A 17,451-nucleotide genomic window follows, 5' to 3' on the forward strand; every position below is an offset into this window, starting at 1 on the left:
TTTTGTCATTCCAACCTGAGGAGGAATCTATATCTCGAGATAGATCCTTCACTGCGTTCTGGATGACAAATACATAGTTAATAGTCGATGTGATTAACCATAAACCAAAATATTCCTATGTGCCTATGTGTTTTAATTTATCGAAAAAGATTGCTTCGTCGTTTCTCCTCGCAATGACGGATATGGCTTACATTCTTTGCGGTTAAAAACACCAGGCCTTAGCTTTTCTTAGGTCGTTAAACTGCGGGGATGCCTACAAAGGATAGTAGTCAGTACTTTATATCTAGATAGATCCTTCACTGCGTTCTGGATGACAAATACATAGTTAATAGTCGATGTGATTAACCATAAGCCAAAATACTCCTATGTGTTTTAATTTATCGAAAGAGATTGCTTCGTCGTTCCTCCTTGCAATGACGGATATGGTTTACATTCTTGCGGTTAAAAACACCAGGCCCTAGCTTTTCTTAGGTCGTTAAACTGCAGGGATGCCGATAAGGGATTTATCTCCAGATAGATCCTTCACTGCGTTCTGGATGACAAATACATAGCTAATAGTCGATGTGATTAACCATAAACCAAATACTCCTATGTGTTTCTATGTGCCTATGTGTTTTAATTTATCGAAAAAGATTGTTTCGTCGTTCCTCCTCGCAATGACGGATATGGCTTACATTCTTGCGGTTAAAAATACCAAGTCTTGGTTTTCTTAGGCGTCTAAGGTGGTGAAAAAAGATTGCTTCGTTGTTCGGCCTCGCAATGACGATTTGTGGACTATAGACTTCAGACTATAGACTTCCGAACCGGACTACTGGTTATAGCTTTTCAAAAGGAATATCCATCAAATCATAGTCCTGCCAGCCGTTAAAATCAAAATGCCACCATTCGTTATAAATCACTTTAAAACCGTTGGCCTGCATGGTTGCGATTAAAAAATCACGGTTTTTAATCACGTTTGCTGGCAGTTTTTGGTAATGTGGCGCGGCTTCTGGCGCAAAACTGTCGTAGGGCGTTGGCATAGGTACGTCCTTGCCGGTTTTGAGGTCGATAATCGTTAAATCTACCGCACAGCCACGGTTATGTTTAGAGCCCTTGTTGGGGTTGGCCACAAAATTCTTGTCGCTTGCTTTCTGGTAAAAAGCCATGGTAATGGCATAGGGGCGATAGCCATCAAATATTTTTAAACCATAGCCTTGTTTGTTGAGGATGGCCTGTATCTTTTTCAGCTGTGCTACCACAGGCTTGCGCGCAAAGGCTCGTGCCTGCTTGTACATCACCTGTTGCATAAAGTTTTTGGTAGTGGCATATCTGATATCGAGCACCACCGATGGAATGGCCTTTTTAATCTCCACCAATTCATTATTGGGATGTGCCTTTAAGTCGGCCTTGTAGGTTTTGTAATCGCTCACAATGGCCAGCCCATAAGGATTTTGGGCATTCTTCTGGGCACATGAATTGAGGCAGATGGCCATCAAAGCCAACAATAATAGTCTTTTCATCTATCTATAATCTGTTTTTCATTTGTGATGAAGGCTTCAATAATTATTGATTGGCAACCACCAGTAATTCCAAATCCTTGAATGGCAAATTATACATGTTGGCCAGGTCTTTATTGGTCAAATGCCCTTGGTAGCAATAAAGCGCCTCGCGAATGCCAGGTCTGTTCCATGCCATGTTCATTAAGCCTCCCATTTCGCCTATATCGATCAAAATAGGAGCAAATATATTGGTCAACGCATAAGAGGCCGTGCGAGGCACCCTCGATGCGATATTGGGTACGCAATAATGGATCACATCATGTTTGATAAACACAGGGTCTTTATGGTTGGTTACCTCCGAAGTTTCGAAGCAACCGCCTTGGTCAATGCTTACATCAACCACTACAGAATGGGGCTTCATGCGGCTCACGGTTTCTTCCATCACCAAACAAGGGCTGCGGCCATGTTGCGAACGGATAGCGCCAATTACCACATCGCAGGTAGTAATGGCCTTCGCCAATACGATGGGTTGCATTACAGAAGTAAAGACCCTGCTTCCCAAGTTATTTTGCAAGCGTCGCAACTTAAAGATAGAGCTATCGAAAACCTTCACTTCGGCTCCTAAAGAAAGTGCAGTTCGGGCCGCATATTCGCCAACTGTGCCCGCACCTAAAATTACGATTTCGGTAGGTGGAACACCCGTAAAGCCACCTAGCATTAAGCCTTTGCCTCCAAATGCGGCACTGAGGTATTCGGCCGCGATAAAAATAGAAGCAGAGCCTACAATTTCGCCCATGGCACGTACTACGCTGAGTACATTTCCTTCGTCGCGCAGGTTTTCAAAACAAAGCGCATTGATTTTTTTGTGGAGGATGGCCTTTAAATTGGCCTCTTTGAGCGTGCCGATCTGCAAAGCCGAAATGAGCGTTTGCCCTTTGTGCATAAAGCCAATTTCTTCTAAAGTCGGCGGGGCAATCTTCACAATGATATCGGCCGCGTACACGTCTTTTTTGCTGAAAGAAATCTGCGCGCCCTGTTCGCTGTAGTCCTTATCCGTAAAATTGGCGCCGTTTCCAGCTCCCGATTCGATTACCACTCGATGGCCATTGTTCACCAAAAGGGCTACCGATAAAGGGGTAAGTGCTATTCTGCATTCCTGAAAAGAAATTTCTTTGGGGATACCGATGTATAAACTGTTGCTTTTCTTGTTCGTCTCTAACATTGACTCCTGGGGTTGCATCAAGCCCCTCTGGGCTATGGCAGCCATGCCTTCACGTAATCCTGTAGCCATGATAAATTGGGTAGTTTTATTTAGGTGTTTGAAGTTACGGAAAATCTATGAATAGCTCAATATTAAATACATAGAAAAGATCAAGCGCTGACAAAAAGCAGGGGTTTAATGGCCAATCCGATCAAAATCAAAACGACGCTGCTCGTTGCCCGTAATGGTTATCGATACTTTGATGTACTGCTCTGGCAATAGTTCTTGTACCTTTTGTGGCCATTCGACCAAGCAATAATTATCGCTGTAAAAATATTCCTCGTAGCCGATATCATAGGCTTCCTGCAAGTTTTTTAAGCGGTAAAAATCAAAATGGTAAACCGGTCCCGCCGGACTTTCATATTCATTAACAATAGAAAAAGTTGGGCTGCTCACCACATCTTTAATACCCAAAGCTTCGCAAAGCGATTTGATAAAGGTGGTCTTGCCAGCGGCCATATCGCCCTCAAACACAAAAAACCTGTCGCCATTGGCAAAATAAAGCAGCTTTTCGGCAACATTAGGCAATTCGCTAATGCTGTTAATGGAAATGGAGTTCATGATGCAAAGTTAGGTTTCGAAGTCTAAAAGTCCAAGGTCCAAAGTCTTTAGTCTATAGCCGATAGTTCATGGTCTATGGTTTTGATTCTGAAGACTGGGGTCCAAAGATTAAATTGGAAAAACGAAACAACAATTTAGCAAGAACAACAATTGAACAATGCCTAAAGGGCCTATGTAGTGAATAATCCTTCAACTCTTTTCTTTGCGGTAAAACTAACGCTCAACGCCAAACGCTTAACACCTACCTCGAACTATACGTTACCACCGGAATGATCATCTCTTCTAGCGAAATACCTCCATGTTGGAAAGTCTCGTTGTAGTAATTCACAAACTGGTTGTAGTTGTTCTGGTATACGAAATACTGGTCTTCCTTGGCAAAAATGTAGTTAGAACTGATGTTGATCTTCGGCAATTGCGCTTCGTGCGGATTCTTGATCAAGAAAACTTCCTTCGGATTAAAATTCAAATTGCGCCCCTGTTTGTAGCGCAGGTTGGTATTGGTATTCCTATCGCCAATTACCTTGCTCGGGTGCTTTACCCTAATGGTGCCATGGTCGGTAGTGATAATCAGCTTAACTCTTTTCTGTGAAATTTTCTTCAAGAGGTCTAACAAAGGCGAGTGTTCAAACCACGATAGGGTTAAAGAGCGATAAGCTGCATCATCATTGGCCAGTTCCCTAATCATCTGCATATCGGTACGGGCATGCGAAAGCATATCCACAAAGTTATATACCAAGGCATTAAATTCGTTCTGCATCAGGTTGTTTACCTGTTCGGTCAGCTCTTTTCCCTGGTCGAAGGTCAAGATCTTATGGTAGCTGAACTTGCAGTCTTTGCGCAGGCTGCGTTTGATCTGCTCGCCCAAAAATGTTTCTTCGTGCAGGTTTTTGCCGCCTTCATCATCGTCGTTTTGCCAAAGTGCCGGAAAGCGTTTCTCCATTTCTAAAGGCATCAGACCTGAAAAAATGGCGTTACGTGCATATTGTGTAGCCGTTGGCAGGATACTCGAATAGGTATCCTCCTCTTCTAAACGGAAATATTCGGTAATTAAAGGATTGATGATTTTCCACTGGTCGTACCTCAGGTTGTCGATCAGGATAAAAAATACAGGTGTAGTGCTGTTGATTAAAGGAAAAACCTTCTTTTTTAACAGTTCGTTCGATAATAACGGCGGTTCTCCTTTTCCATTTACCCAATCGAGGTAATGGTTTTCTATAAATTTGGAGAACTGCATATTGGCTTCCGATTTTTGCATGGTCAAAATTTCATGCATCTGCGGATCGTCTAGTTTTTCCAATTCCAGCTCCCAAAAAACAAGTTTTTTATAAACCTCTACCCATTCTTCATAGCTCAATTTATCGTTTAAGGTCATGCCTAGGCGCCTAAAATCCTGCTGGTAGGCAGAAGAGGTGCGCTCGCTTACCAGGCGCTTGTTGTCTATGATTTTCTTAATGGTTAATAATACCTGTTTCGGATTAACCGGCTTGATCAGGTAGTCGTCTATTTTCGAACCGATGGCATCTTCCATCAGGTTTTCTTCTTCGCTTTTGGTGATCAGCACCACCGGCACGTCAGACCGTATGTTTTTAATGGCAGAAAGCGTTTCCAATCCGCTCATTCCAGGCATGTTTTCGTCTAAAAAAACAAGGTCGAAATGTTCCTTTCCAAAGGCCTCTAATGCATCATTCCCGTTGGTAAATGTAGTTACCTGATAGCCTTTTTCGTTGAGCAACAAAATATGCGGCTTTAACAAGTTGATTTCATCATCGGCCCATAGAATTTTGGTTTCCTGCATTATATCTATTTTTTATGTAAATTAATCTGATTAAAAGCGCTAGGCTTTTTTACTATCGATAAAAATAGCAATTTTTGTACCGTATAATTTATTTTTAAGAATTGAATAAAAAGAAAATAATAAACGACCCGGTGTACGGCTTTATCAGCATCCCATCGGAGTTGATTTATGACCTTATTTCCCACCCCTATTTTCAGCGCTTAAGGTATATCAAACAATTGGGAATGACCCATTTGGTATATCCCGGAGCCTTGCATGCCCGTTTCCATCATGCTCTGGGCGCCATGCACCTCATGAGCCTAACCATAGAAGTGATGCGGAGCAAGGGCCACCACATCAGTTTCGAAGAAGAAGAAGCGGCAACTATAGCCATTTTGCTACACGATATAGGACACGGTCCTTTTTCGCATGCACTGGAGCATACGCTGATTACGGGTATCATGCACGAAGATATTTCCATGCTGATGATGGATCAGCTGAATGAAGAATTTAATGGAAAGCTGACCACTGCGATCAATATTTTTAGGGGCAAATACCACCGCAATTTCTTTTGCCAGCTCATTTCTGGCCAACTGGATCTCGACCGAATGGATTACCTGAACCGCGACAGCTTTTTTACGGGCGTGAGCGAAGGCGTAATCAGTTTTGACCGCATCATTAAAATGTTCAACGTGGTTGACGATCAGCTGGTGATTGAAGAAAAAGGCATTTATTCTATTGAAAAATTCCTGATTGCCCGCAGGCTGATGTACTGGCAGGTGTACCTGCATAAAACGGTTATCGCCGGAGAGCAGTTATTGGTAAAGATATTAGAGCGTGCCAAGGAACTGGCCTCGGGAGGCATGGAGCTTTTTGCAACGCCGGCTTTGCAGCATTTTTTGCAGAACGATATCACCGAACTTAATTTCTTTGAAGACGAAATCCATTTGCAACAGTTTTCCAAGCTAGATGACCAGGATATTTATGCTTCGGTTAAGGTTTGGGCAGACCACGACGATCCAATTTTGTCGCGTTTATGTAAAATGCTTAACGCACGAAAGCTTTACAAAGTGGAGATCAGCAATGCCGAACCCCCTGCAGAAAGGATCGCTGCATTGGCCGATAACATCATGTTGAGGCTGCATTTGGACGAGGATGACGTGGCTTATTTTGTGTTTACAGACACCATTAGGAACAGGGCTTACAATGCCGGAAATAGCAATATAAACATCCTAATGAAGAATAAAGAGCTGGTAGACATTGCAAAAGCCTCAGATTTGTCTAATTTAGAATCCTTAGATAAGACGGTAAAAAAACACATTCTTTGTTACGTAAGGGACATTTAGCATTTTTTAACAAAATTTAAAGGCTTAAAAGCCGTTTTTGTCTTATCCTTGTAACATTAACCGCTGTTGTTTATTTGTTCATATCAATTTAACATTTAACTTTGTAAGATGCAATTTACTGCCAAGCAGATAAGCGAATTTTTAGATGGAACTATTGAAGGAGACGAGACCGCTACGGTCAAGGAACTCTCTAAAATAGAAAGTGGGGGTGCTGGATCGCTATGCTTTTTATCTAATCCCAAGTACGAAAGCTACTTGTATACTACACAGGCTTCTGTAGTTATCGTATCGAGGGACTTTGTACCCACGCAGCCGGTAAATTGCACCCTGATCAAAGTAAAGGACCCTTACAGTTCTTTTTCTATTCTTCTAGAAAAATACAACGAAGTCGTTAACCAAGACCGCACTACTCCAGGCATAGATCAACCCTGTTTTATACACCCTTCTGCAAAGATTGGCAAAAACGTATATATCGGCGCTTTTTGTACCATTGAAGAGAACGTGGTAATTGGCGATAACTGCAAAATACATACCCAGGTTTATATCGGTGCCGACACAAAAATCGGCAACGAGGCCATATTTTATCCAGGGGTAAAAATATACAACCGCTCTATTTTGGGCGATCGCATTACCATCCATTCTAATGCGGTAATTGGCAGCGATGGTTTTGGCTTTGCGCCGCAGCCAGACGGTACCTACAACAAAATTGCCCAAATTGGCAACGTAGTGATAGAGGACGATGTAGAAATTGGAGCCAATACCACTATTGACAGGGCAACGATGGGCTCTACCTTTATCCGCAAAGGCGCCAAGCTAGACAACCTGATCCAAATTGCACATAATGTTGATGTGGGCGCACATGCTGTTGTGGCGGCACAAAGCGGCATATCTGGCAGCACCAAACTGGGCGATAATTCGGTAATTGGCGGCCAAGTGGGCATTGCTGGTCACCTGAATTTAGGCAAAGGCACGCAGGTAGGTGCACAAGCCGGTATCAATTTTAACACAGAAGACAACAAACAATGGCATGGTAGTCCGGCGCAGCCCCTAAAAGAATGGATGCGTTCTACCGTTATATTTAAGAAACTGCCTGACGTAGAAAAAAGGGTACGTGAATTAGAAGCCAAAATAGCTGAACTTAATGCGCTCATCGAACAGATTACGACAACACAAAATAGATAATGAACGTTAAGCAAAAGACAATAAAGGGCGAAATCTCAGTTAAAGGCGTTGGCTTGCACACCGGTGCAAATGTAACGCTAACCTTTTGTCCCGCTCCAGAAAACCATGGTTTCAAGTTTCAAAGGGTTGATCTTCCGGGACAGCCAATTGTTGAGGCCGATTGCGATAATGTGACCGATACGGCACGTGGAACCACCATTAGCCAAAACGGAGCAAGCGTAAGCACGGTTGAACACGTAATGGCATCGTTGGTGGGCATGGACCTCGATAACGTATTGCTCAAGCTTGATGGGCCTGAAACTCCAATTATGGATGGCAGCGCTATTCAGTTTATTGAGGCTTTGGAAGAAGTTGGCATAATTTCGCAAAACGCAGACCGCGAATATTTTACCATTCCGCATAACATTACCTATACCGAAGCAGATAGAAAGGTAGAAATAGTGGCTATGCCATTAGACGACTATCGTTTTACCTGCATGATCGATTATAATTCGCCGGTTTTGGGCAGCCAGCACGCAGGCATCTCGAGCATTGCCGAGTTTAAAAAGGAAATAGCCTCTTGCCGTACCTTTTGCTTTTTGCATGAACTGGAATATCAATTGAAAAACAATCTGATTAAAGGGGGCGACTTGAACAATGCAATTGTAATTGTTGATAAAGAGGTAACCCGCGAAGAGTTGGATCACTTGGCTACCATTTTTAAAAGAAAAGCCATTGAGGTTGCGCCACAGGGAATTTTGAATAACATGGAGCTTCGCTACCAAAATGAGCCTGCCCGTCATAAACTGTTGGATATGATTGGCGATTTGGCTTTGGTGGGCGTTCACCTGAAAGGCCACATCATGGCGGCCAGACCAGGCCACGCCGCTAACGTAGCTTTTGCCAAGAGGATAAAAGCCGCGATAAAAAAAGAAAAAGGCAAAAAAATCCAAAAAGTATACGATCCAAATACCAAGCCCATCTTTGATGTGGTACAGGTAATGGATATTTTGCCACACAGGCAGCCGTTCTTGTTTGTAGATAAAGTAATAGAACTTTCAAAAACCCACGTAGTTGGCGTAAAGAATGTAACCATGAACGAAGAGTTCTTTAAAGGACACTTTCCTGGTGCACCAGTAATGCCGGGCGTGATACAGATCGAATCCATGGCGCAAGTAGGTGGCATTTTGGTGCTCAGTACGGTGCCCGATCCAAGAAACTACCTTACCTACTTCCTTAAGATAGACAATGTTCGTTTCAGGGCGCAGGTATTGCCCGGAGATACCCTCATATTTAGGTGCGACCTGATGGAGCCAATGCGACGCGGCATTGCCCAAATGAAGGGCGTGGGCATGGTTGGCGACAAAGTTGTGGTAGAAGCCGAAATGATGGCACAAATTGTAAAAGTAAAAGACAGCGAAACAGTATAATGATACAACCCCTAGCATACATACATCCACAGGCTAAAATTGCAGACAATGTAGTTGTTGAGCCATTTGCAGTAATCCACAAAGACGTAGAAATTGGCGAAGGTACTTGGATAGGGTCTAACGTAGTCATTATGGATGGCGCCCGAATTGGCAAAAACTGCCGTATTTTTCCCGGTTCGGTTATTTCGGGTATTCCACAAGATTTAAAATTTGCCGGTGAGGTAACCACAGCAGAAATTGGCGATAACACAACCATCCGCGAGTGCGTAACCATTAACCGTGGCACCAAAGACAAATGGAAAACGGTGATTGGCAACAATTGCCTTATCCAGGCTTATTCGCACATTGCACACGATTGCGAAGTAGGCAATTATTGCATTTTCTCTAACAGCACCACTTTGGCCGGTCACATTACCATCGGCGATTATGTGGTATTGGCAGGATTGGTAGCTATACATCAATTTGTAAAGGTGGGTTCGCATGCTTTCGTAACCGGTGGCTCATTGGTGCGTAAAGACGTTCCTCCATATGTAAAAGCGGCCAGAGAGCCACTTTCTTACGTGGGCATCAACTCTGTAGGCTTGCGTCGCAGGGGCTTTTCTCCAGAAAAAATCAACGAAATACAAGAAATTTACCGCGTATTGTTTGTAAAGAACAACAACGTAACCAAAGCATTGGATATCATTGAAGCCGAGTTTCAGCCAACAGAAATCCGCGATGAGATTGTAGATTTTATCCGCAATTCGAACCGTGGCGTAATGAGGGGCTTCGGTACCAGCAGCTAAGCAAAACGTTTTACTGAGCCACAGCGCCAACACAGTCATTAATGGAAATCAGCCTAAATAACATTGGTCGGCGCTTTAACAAGGAATGGATCTTCAGAAAGGTAGATTATCGCTTTGTTTCTGGGCAGAAATACGCTGTTTTAGGGCCAAACGGTTCTGGGAAATCTACGCTGTTGAGTGTTGTTTTAGGTAATTTAACCCCCTCTGAGGGCGAAATCAAGTATGATCATCCGGCTACGCCTGTAGAGAGCGTATATAAGCACCTGAGCTTTGCCGGTCCGTATTTAGACCTGATAGAAGAATTTACCCTTACCGAAACCATTGAATTCCATTTCCAGTTTAAAAAATATGCCCAAGAACTTAATGCCCAGGCGGTTATTGAGGTTTTGGGTCTGGAAAAGGCAAAAGACAAAGCGCTTAAGCATTTTTCTTCGGGCATGAAGCAACGGACCAAACTGGCTTTGGCCTGTTGTGCGGATACCCCGATTTTAGTGCTGGACGAGCCAACCTCTAACCTCGATGAGCAAGGAGTGGCCTGGTATTTAGAACTGATGGAACGCTTTGCAACAAATCGGATCACCATCATTGGTTCCAACCAATTGCATGAGTACAGTTTTTGTGAGTACCGATTAAATATTACGGATTATAAGTAGAGGGTTGAATTATGAGCCAGATCGCTAAGCTTCTCTGTCTTTTCATCGCCTTGCTCTTGCTGAACTGCTCGACCAGAAAGGAAGTCGCAATGCCTTTCTATAATTTGTCTTATACAGCTGACAGACTTCAGCCCATTAGTTTAAATGATGCCAAATTTTCGTTTAGGGCTTGGATCAATAGCGGAACCTCGATAGATCGTGTGATATCGATATCCGCTGGCGATGAATTGGGCGGGAGCTCATCGATAATTGAACTAGGAAACCTTTTGTTACTTAAGAAGCAAAAGCCATTTTGCAGGCAACAAGAAATAAAACCGAAAAGTGGAGTAGAAGGTTTTATCCATAAAATAGATTCGCTTAATCTTTATTCGTTCGGCAATAGAAACGATATGGAAAGGGGTTTTCACGACCCAATTTCTTTTTATGTAATAGAAATTAAGAAAGACGAAAAATATCACGCCTTTAAGTTTTATACAAGCTATCCGCGCAAGTCGCAAACGAAATCGAAATACGAAGACCTTGAAAAACTATTAATGGAGGAGTTTGATTATCAATCCTACTTCAAATAGCCAATATGTTATGGGCATGGGCAAGATAAATCTTGTTAAACCGTGGCTGGCTTAGCTCTTATCACTGGGTGAGGAAAGCGGCACAAAATTGATAAAGCCCGATGGATAATCGGCCAAAAATAAATAATTTTACCTCAGAAATTTTGCCTAAAAAATGGCCTATTTCTGTTTAAAACAACAAACAAAAAATATTTTCAAATTACTATTGTAGAATTAAAAAATAGTCTATACCTTTGCGGCACGAAATGGCGCTGTAGAAATAGGCGCAATTTCAAACCAAATGGCAAAAGCATCAGACATTAAAAACGGTAATATTCTTCGCTTTAACGGAGATTTGGTACAGGTAGAGGAATTTATTCACCGTACCCCGGGCAATTTAAGAGCTTTCTATCAAGCTAAAATGCGCAATGTTAAAACTGGAAAATCGGTAGAATACCGTTTCCGTGTTGACGAAGAGGTGGAGATTTGCCGAGTGGAAACTAACGATTTCCAATATCTTTATGAAGATGGCGATTCGTTGGTCGTAATGGACAATACAAGTTTTGAACAATACACTGTGCCTAAGTTCTTATTTGGCGAAGGCGTAAAGTTCTTGAAAGAAGGCTTAAATGTAATTGTAGCCTTTGAAAGCGACGAGCCGATTATGGCGCAATTGCCTTCGAACGTAGAATTGGAAATTACGTATTCTGAGCCTGCAGTAAAAGGCAACACTTCTACCAATGCAATGAAATATGCAACTGTAGAAACAGGGGTAGAAATTAAAGTCCCAATGTTTATTAACCAAGGCGACAAAGTTAAGGTTGATACACGCACAGGAGACTATATTGAAAGAGTAAAATAATAAATTTTCATAGTTTAGTTTTAGGTTTAGGTTGATTGTGGCTTCGGAGTGGTTCCCGAAGCCATATTTTTTTGCCATTTAATTTAAAAATAATTTACCTTGCGTCCTCAAAAAAACAAAGAATAACGATTTTTAAAGGACATGGCAAAAGCATCAGAAATAAAAGTTGGTAACATTCTACGCATAAACGGAGAATTGGTTACTGTTGACGAATGGAATCACCGTACACCAGGTAAAGGAGGCGCATTTTACACCGGTAAATTTCGTAACATTAAAACAAGCAGAATTGTTGAGGCCCGGATGAATACCGATGAGCAGGTTGAGATTTGCCGTGTAGAAACCAACGATTACCAATACCTTTATGAAGATGGGGATTATTTGGTAGTAATGGATAATGTTTCTTATGAGCAATTTAATGTGCCTAAATCTCTTTTTGGTCTATCTTTGCGCTTTTTGAAAGAAGGCATGAGCATTTTGGTTTCTATGGAAAGCGACGAGCCAATTATGGCGCAGCTACCGAACTTTACAGAATTAGAAATAACCTATTCTGAACCTGCGGTTAAAGGCGATACCTCTACAAATGCATTAAAAAGCGCTACTTTAGAAAACGGAGTAGAAATTAAGGTGCCTATGTTTGTTAACCAGGGCGATAAGATCAAAATCGATACCCGTACCGGCGAGTACGTGGAAAGAGTTAAATAGCAATTAGCTATCATTTTGGCTTTGGCAGCCTTATTGCAAAGAAGGCTGCCAAGGTTAATGTAAACGCATGGAAGCTAAAACAATCTTCCACAAGCACGCTAATGATTCCTTTGTAAAGAACGATAAAAAGATGCTTAAATCAGAACTGCGGAACCAGGCCTTAGCGCAACGAAACTCGCTAAACGATGCAGAGCTTGCCGTGCTGAACGAAAAACTCTTGGAGCGCTTTAAAACGCTTGATTTTGCCAATATCCAGAGCCTTCACATCTTCCTGCCTATTTTAAGACATAAAGAGCCGAACACCTTTCTGCTGATCGATTGGCTGCTGCAAAACCATCCTGAAATTAAGGTTATTGTTCCCAAGGCTGATTTCGAATCTAGCTTGATGAGCCATTTTCATTACCGGGGACAAGATGATTTGGTGCTTAACCAGTTTGATATTCCAGAACCTCAAAATGCCGATGCTTTTAACGATCCGCCGGATATGGTAATTGTGCCTTTGCTGGCTTTTGACGAGCAGGGCTATCGCGTGGGCTATGGCAAAGGCTTTTACGATCGTTTTTTGCAAGGCCTCGATACCCAAAAAATAGGATTATCCTTTTTTGATGCGACAGAACAAATTAATGACGTACATTTGAATGATATCCGCTTGGATAAATGCATTACCCCCGAACGAATTATCGATTTTACGCTTAACAACCATGGAAAAGGACTTTAGGATTACTTCGGCAAAGCAGTACGAAGAAATTATGATCACCATATTCGAGATGCAGGAGCAGGAAGAGCCGCTTAGTGCACTTCAATTGGCCGACATGGAAATCATGCAAAAAGCGGCAGACCGTTACGAAGACGAAGAGCTTTAATAACATATCTCCGATTCGTCATGCTGGACCTGATCCAGCATCTATCTAGAGAGGGATCCCAGATCGGTTGTCAGGTTTGACGCAAAATAGAACGAATCGCCAAACCCTTAACGCCCAGCGCTTATTCAACTTCGTAAGTCTTCATCGGTTCAATTGCTAACCGAAAACTGCCAACTGAAAATTTCGAAAGTGGAACTATTTCTTCCTAATCGCCTCCAGCAAACCCGCCAATTCTTTAACCTTTTCGGGATACTTATCGGCCAGGTTGCTTTTTTCGGAAAGATCTGCTGTTAAATGATAGAGCTGTGGTGTTGGAGCGTTGCCCGTTTCGATACCTACCAGTTGCTCGTAAGCTTCGCCTTTGTTGGGTTCAATGTACTTCCAGCCCTCTTTTACCAAAGCCAATGAACGCGCGTGTTTAACTAAAACAGAGCGACCTTGCGTGCTTTTGCCCAATAAGGCATCGATTGTATTTTCGCTATCGGAAGCTTCTCCGGCCGGAATTTTTATGTTAAGCAATTTTGCAAAGGAAGCGATCAGATCCATTTGGCATACCATTGCCAATGAAACAGCAGGTTTAACCGTCCCGGGCCAGCTTACAATAAAAGGCACTCGCGTTCCGGCTTCCAGCAAGCTGTATTTGCCACCTCTCAAGGCCCCTGTTGGCGTATGCCCATTTAATTGGGTTACTGCCTCATCTTGGTAGCCATCGTCTAATACAGGGCCGTTGTCGCTACTGAAAATGATCATCGTGTTTTTGCTTTGGCCTGTGGCTTCGAGCTGTTTCATAATTTCGCCTACGGTCCAATCGAGTTGCAAAATGGCATCTCCACGATAACCCAAGCCACTTTTTCCTTTGAACATGGTGGCTGGCATGCGGGGAACATGGGGCTCGGTTAAACAGAAATAAAGAAAATAAGGTTTGCTTTGATGTTCACTGATGAAATCTTTGGCCTTGGTTAGAAAGGTGGTCGATACTTCTTCGTCTACCCAGCGGGCCTTTTGGCCACCGCTCATGAAGCCAATCCTGCCAATGCCGTTTACAATGGTGGCATTGTGCCCTTGCCCAGGCGAAGACTGCATTTTTAAGAGCTCTGGATGCTCTTTTCCGGTTGGATCATTGCCTACCTTGGTTTTATAGTTCACCTCGATAGGATCCTTGGCATCGAGCGCCACTACTTTATGGTTTTCTAAAAATACGGTAGGCACCCTATCGGCCGTTGCCGGAAAGATGAATGAATAATCGAAGCCCACTTCGTTTGGTCCAGGTTTAATCTCTCCATTCCAATCTTTAGCCACTGCTGTACCTAGGCCCAAATGCCATTTACCTACGATGCCAGTAGTGTAGCCCGCCTGTTTAAAAACCTTGGGAAGGGTAATTTTATCGGTTGGGATAATCAAGGCCGCATCGCCAGGCAATACGCCTGTGCCTTGCTTGCGCCAAGGATATTGGCCGGTCATTAAGGCATAGCGAGAGGGCGTGCAGGTTGATGAAGTCGCATTTCCATTGGTAAAGCGGATGCCCTGTTTGGCCAGCTTGTCTAAATTTGGGGTGTGTAGCTTGGTAGCGCCATAACAGCTCAAATCGCCATAGCCCAAATCATCGGCATAAATATAGATGACATTTGGTTTTTGTGGTTTTTTTTGCTGGGCAAAGGCATTAGCCGTTAAGGCCATTGCGAATGCAAAAGCGAGGATGATTTTTTTCATAGGTATGTATATTAATATTAAACTTTAATACTAAGGTAGTTTTTGATCAAATCGCTTACCAAATAAGCAATGGTTTTGCCTGTGCTTAAATCTTCGCGGTCATTGGCCAATTTAACGGCTCCTTCGCAAATATGTAAATAACACCATTTTTTAGTATTGCCTAAAAGGATGCTCCTGATGTCGTTTAGGGCAAAACCAGATGGACTAGTCGCACTTGATAATACATTTTCGATACTGTCTAAATCTATTTCCAAGCCCGATGGTGATGCCAAGTCCGCACTAAACGATTGCCAATCTTGTACGATAGAAGGACTTTGCAACAGGTCTTCAAAATAGCGGGCCTGCAAATTGGGATTGCTCGCGATCAAAGCGGGCAAAGCCTTGTTCACGTAGTTTTGGTGCAGACCAAAAACGCGGTATTGGTTTAAATAGCCTTTGGCCAGCGCGTTGCTAAAGCCATTGCCACTATGCCTGCCTTCTTCAACGTTTCGCAAATCTGCATGTGCATCGATATTAACGACATTGATCGCCTGTTTTAAGCCCAAAGAACTGCCCCAAATGATAGGAAATGCATTGTTGTGCCCGCCACCAATCACAATGGGGATTTTGCCTGCTCCCACAATTTGTTCGAGAACAGGATAAACCAATTCGTCAATGGTGGCGGTTTTGGCTCTTAGGGATTCTATGTTTTGATCAACAGGGTCATCAATCTCAAAATGGCCCAGCACCAGAATTTCTTCGCCCCCTAAAAAAGAGTTGCTCTGAATATTAAGCAGGGTTTTTAACGCTGCCGGCCAAGCGCTTGCCGCGCCACCGATGCCATGGTTGGCTCTTACGCCAATATCTTCGGGGATGGCCAAAAGCACAAATTTTGCCGAAGAATTTTTAATGTTTTCTGAAAGCGATAAGCCTTCGGCTGGAGGTAAAACCAATACCTTTTCTCCAAGCTTGGTTTCACCAACTCGGCTATTAACCAAAGCCAGAAGATCTTCCTGGGTATAGATCTGAAGCCTATCCATGATAAATTTCTCCATTTAAAATAACCGTTTCCACCTGTGTTTGGCCAAAACTGTAAGGCAAAAACGCCAATGAAGGCATAGGCCTGGTGATAAACAGATTTGCTTTTTTGCCAATGGCGATGCTGCCAAGCTCATGGCTCAGCTCCATGGCGGCGGCCCCATTTAGCGTGCAGGCATTGATGGCTTCTTCGGGTTGGAGCTTCAATTTAATACAAGCCAGCGAAACCACAAAATTCATATTGCCCGATGGGGTAGAACCAGGATTATAGTCGGTAGCCAAAGCAACTATGGCATTGGCATTAACCAAACCACGGGCATTGGCAAAAGGAATACCTAAATAAAAAGAACAGGATGGCAATAGCGTAGCTATGGTTTTACTGGTAGAAAGACTGGTTAAAACGGCTTCATCGGTTTCTTCCAAATGATCAACCGAGACGGCGCCATGTTGTACGCCAATTTGTACGCCTCCCGATACAGAGAGCTGATTGGCATGTATTTTAGGCTTCAGGCCATATTTCGCTCCTGCGGCCAGCAATTCGTCGGTTTCGCCTACCGAGAAAAAGCCCTGCTCGCAAAAAACATCCATGTAATCAGCCATTTTATCTTTGGCTACTGCTGGCAGCAGTTCTTCAATAATCAATTTGATATAGCCTGCATGATCATTTTTATAAGCCTGCGGATAGGCATGTGCCGCTAACAAAGTAGCCTTGATCGGAATAGAGAAAGCCTGTTTTAACCGCTGGATTACACGCAACATTTTCAATTCGCTGGCTACGCTTAAGCCATAGCCACTCTTGATTTCTACTGCACCAGTGCCTTGCAGAATCATGTCGCGAAGACGTAAACTGGCACTTGCAAAAAGCTCTTCTTCGCTGGCCTCTTGAAGCTTACGGGCAGAATTGAGAATCCCCCCACCAGCTGCGGCAATTTCTTCATAGCTCTTGCCTGCAATTTTTAGGGCAAATTCCTCTTCCCGGGGAGCCGCAAACACAATATGTGTATGGCTATCGCACCAAGAAGGAAATACATAGCGGCCTTCGGCGTCTAGCGTATCGCGATTTGCGTGTGGCGATTTGACCGAATCGGACAAAGTATCCATCGATCCAAAATCTTTGATCAGGCCATTTTCCAATAAAATCCATGCGTTTTCCAAAACAGGCAAATTGGCCAATTCGGCTCCGCGAAGCGATAGCTTTTCTTTGGGATGAACGCCAACAAGGCCTTTAATGTTTGTGATGAGCATAATGGTGTTGTGTGCTACGGGTGACGGGTTGTGTGTTTGAACGCTTAGGCATGCA

Annotated in this window: 17 protein-coding genes; 10 read left to right on the forward strand and 7 right to left on the reverse strand. The window is 43.2% G+C overall.

Going from position 1 to position 17,451, the window contains the following annotated elements:
• Positions 1 to 815 precede the first annotated feature (815 nt).
• The 4 genes from AC570H_RS17915 to porX all read right to left on the reverse strand — a co-directional run bounded on the left by AC570H_RS17915 (position 816) and on the right by porX (position 5,095).
• Positions 816 to 1,499, reverse strand: a complete 684-nt coding sequence (locus tag AC570H_RS17915; protein ID WP_497357354.1) for a M15 family metallopeptidase — start codon at positions 1,497 to 1,499, stop codon at positions 816 to 818.
• Between the two features lie 43 nt (positions 1,500 to 1,542).
• Positions 1,543 to 2,769 carry an alanine dehydrogenase gene (locus AC570H_RS17920; protein ID WP_497357356.1) on the reverse strand — a complete coding sequence of 409 codons (1,227 nt, stop codon included), beginning with the start codon at positions 2,767 to 2,769 and terminating at the stop codon, positions 1,543 to 1,545.
• Between the two features lie 105 nt (positions 2,770 to 2,874).
• Positions 2,875 to 3,300, reverse strand: a complete 426-nt coding sequence (tsaE, locus tag AC570H_RS17925) for a tRNA (adenosine(37)-N6)-threonylcarbamoyltransferase complex ATPase subunit type 1 TsaE (protein ID WP_497357358.1) — start codon at positions 3,298 to 3,300, stop codon at positions 2,875 to 2,877.
• A 241-nt stretch (positions 3,301 to 3,541) separates the two neighbouring features.
• Positions 3,542 to 5,095: a T9SS response regulator signal transducer PorX gene (gene porX / locus AC570H_RS17930; RefSeq protein ID WP_497357360.1), complete on the reverse strand. Its 1,554-nt coding sequence runs from the start codon at positions 5,093 to 5,095 to the stop codon at positions 3,542 to 3,544.
• Between the two features lie 101 nt (positions 5,096 to 5,196).
• Here porX and AC570H_RS17935 point away from each other — a divergent pair, with 101 nt between their 5' ends.
• The 10 genes from AC570H_RS17935 to AC570H_RS17980 all read left to right on the forward strand — a co-directional run bounded on the left by AC570H_RS17935 (position 5,197) and on the right by AC570H_RS17980 (position 13,424).
• Positions 5,197 to 6,420: an HD domain-containing protein gene (locus AC570H_RS17935; RefSeq protein ID WP_497357362.1), complete on the forward strand. Its 1,224-nt coding sequence runs from the start codon at positions 5,197 to 5,199 to the stop codon at positions 6,418 to 6,420.
• Between the two features lie 108 nt (positions 6,421 to 6,528).
• On the forward strand, positions 6,529 to 7,602 hold the full coding sequence (lpxD, locus tag AC570H_RS17940) for a UDP-3-O-(3-hydroxymyristoyl)glucosamine N-acyltransferase (RefSeq protein ID WP_497357364.1): 1,074 nt from the start codon (positions 6,529 to 6,531) through the stop codon (positions 7,600 to 7,602).
• Positions 7,602 to 9,011: a bifunctional UDP-3-O-[3-hydroxymyristoyl] N-acetylglucosamine deacetylase/3-hydroxyacyl-ACP dehydratase gene (locus AC570H_RS17945; RefSeq protein WP_497357366.1), complete on the forward strand. Its 1,410-nt coding sequence runs from the start codon at positions 7,602 to 7,604 to the stop codon at positions 9,009 to 9,011. The genes lpxD and AC570H_RS17945 overlap by 1 nt, the downstream gene beginning before the upstream one ends.
• On the forward strand, positions 9,011 to 9,796 hold the full coding sequence (gene lpxA / locus AC570H_RS17950) for an acyl-ACP--UDP-N-acetylglucosamine O-acyltransferase (RefSeq protein WP_497357368.1): 786 nt from the start codon (positions 9,011 to 9,013) through the stop codon (positions 9,794 to 9,796). Before AC570H_RS17945 ends, lpxA begins: the two co-directional genes overlap by 1 nt.
• A gap of 41 nt (positions 9,797 to 9,837) precedes the next feature.
• A complete protein-coding gene (locus AC570H_RS17955; RefSeq protein ID WP_497357370.1) occupies positions 9,838 to 10,449 on the forward strand; it encodes an ABC transporter ATP-binding protein in 612 nt (203 codons plus the stop codon).
• An 11-nt stretch (positions 10,450 to 10,460) separates the two neighbouring features.
• A complete protein-coding gene (locus tag AC570H_RS17960; RefSeq protein WP_497357372.1) occupies positions 10,461 to 11,018 on the forward strand; it encodes a hypothetical protein in 558 nt (185 codons plus the stop codon).
• 280 nt (positions 11,019 to 11,298) lie between these two features.
• Positions 11,299 to 11,859 (forward strand): elongation factor P, encoded by a 561-nt coding sequence (efp, locus tag AC570H_RS17965; protein WP_497357374.1) that lies wholly within the window; start codon positions 11,299 to 11,301, stop codon positions 11,857 to 11,859.
• A 141-nt stretch (positions 11,860 to 12,000) separates the two neighbouring features.
• The gene (efp, locus tag AC570H_RS17970) at positions 12,001 to 12,561 is read left to right on the forward strand and encodes an elongation factor P (protein WP_497357376.1); all 561 of its coding nucleotides are present in this window, start codon (positions 12,001 to 12,003) and stop codon (positions 12,559 to 12,561) included.
• A gap of 67 nt (positions 12,562 to 12,628) precedes the next feature.
• On the forward strand, positions 12,629 to 13,279 hold the full coding sequence (locus AC570H_RS17975) for a 5-formyltetrahydrofolate cyclo-ligase (protein WP_497357378.1): 651 nt from the start codon (positions 12,629 to 12,631) through the stop codon (positions 13,277 to 13,279).
• Entirely contained in the window at positions 13,263 to 13,424 is a 162-nt protein-coding gene (locus AC570H_RS17980; RefSeq protein WP_497357380.1) for a hypothetical protein, read from the forward strand. The genes AC570H_RS17975 and AC570H_RS17980 overlap by 17 nt, the downstream gene beginning before the upstream one ends.
• A gap of 195 nt (positions 13,425 to 13,619) precedes the next feature.
• Here the strand turns inward: AC570H_RS17980 and AC570H_RS17985 are convergent, their stop codons facing one another.
• Genes AC570H_RS17985 through hutI form a run of 3 tightly spaced genes read right to left on the reverse strand, consistent with a single transcriptional unit; the run spans position 13,620 to position 17,396 of the window.
• Positions 13,620 to 15,134: a sulfatase family protein gene (locus AC570H_RS17985; RefSeq protein WP_497357382.1), complete on the reverse strand. Its 1,515-nt coding sequence runs from the start codon at positions 15,132 to 15,134 to the stop codon at positions 13,620 to 13,622.
• A 17-nt stretch (positions 15,135 to 15,151) separates the two neighbouring features.
• Positions 15,152 to 16,168: a formimidoylglutamase gene (locus AC570H_RS17990; RefSeq protein ID WP_497357383.1), complete on the reverse strand. Its 1,017-nt coding sequence runs from the start codon at positions 16,166 to 16,168 to the stop codon at positions 15,152 to 15,154.
• Positions 16,146 to 17,396: an imidazolonepropionase gene (gene hutI, locus AC570H_RS17995; RefSeq protein WP_497357385.1), complete on the reverse strand. Its 1,251-nt coding sequence runs from the start codon at positions 17,394 to 17,396 to the stop codon at positions 16,146 to 16,148. The genes AC570H_RS17990 and hutI overlap by 23 nt, the downstream gene beginning before the upstream one ends.
• Between the last annotated feature and the right edge of the window lie 55 nt (positions 17,397 to 17,451).

It is taken from the genome of Pedobacter sp. B4419, from assembly GCF_059693725.1.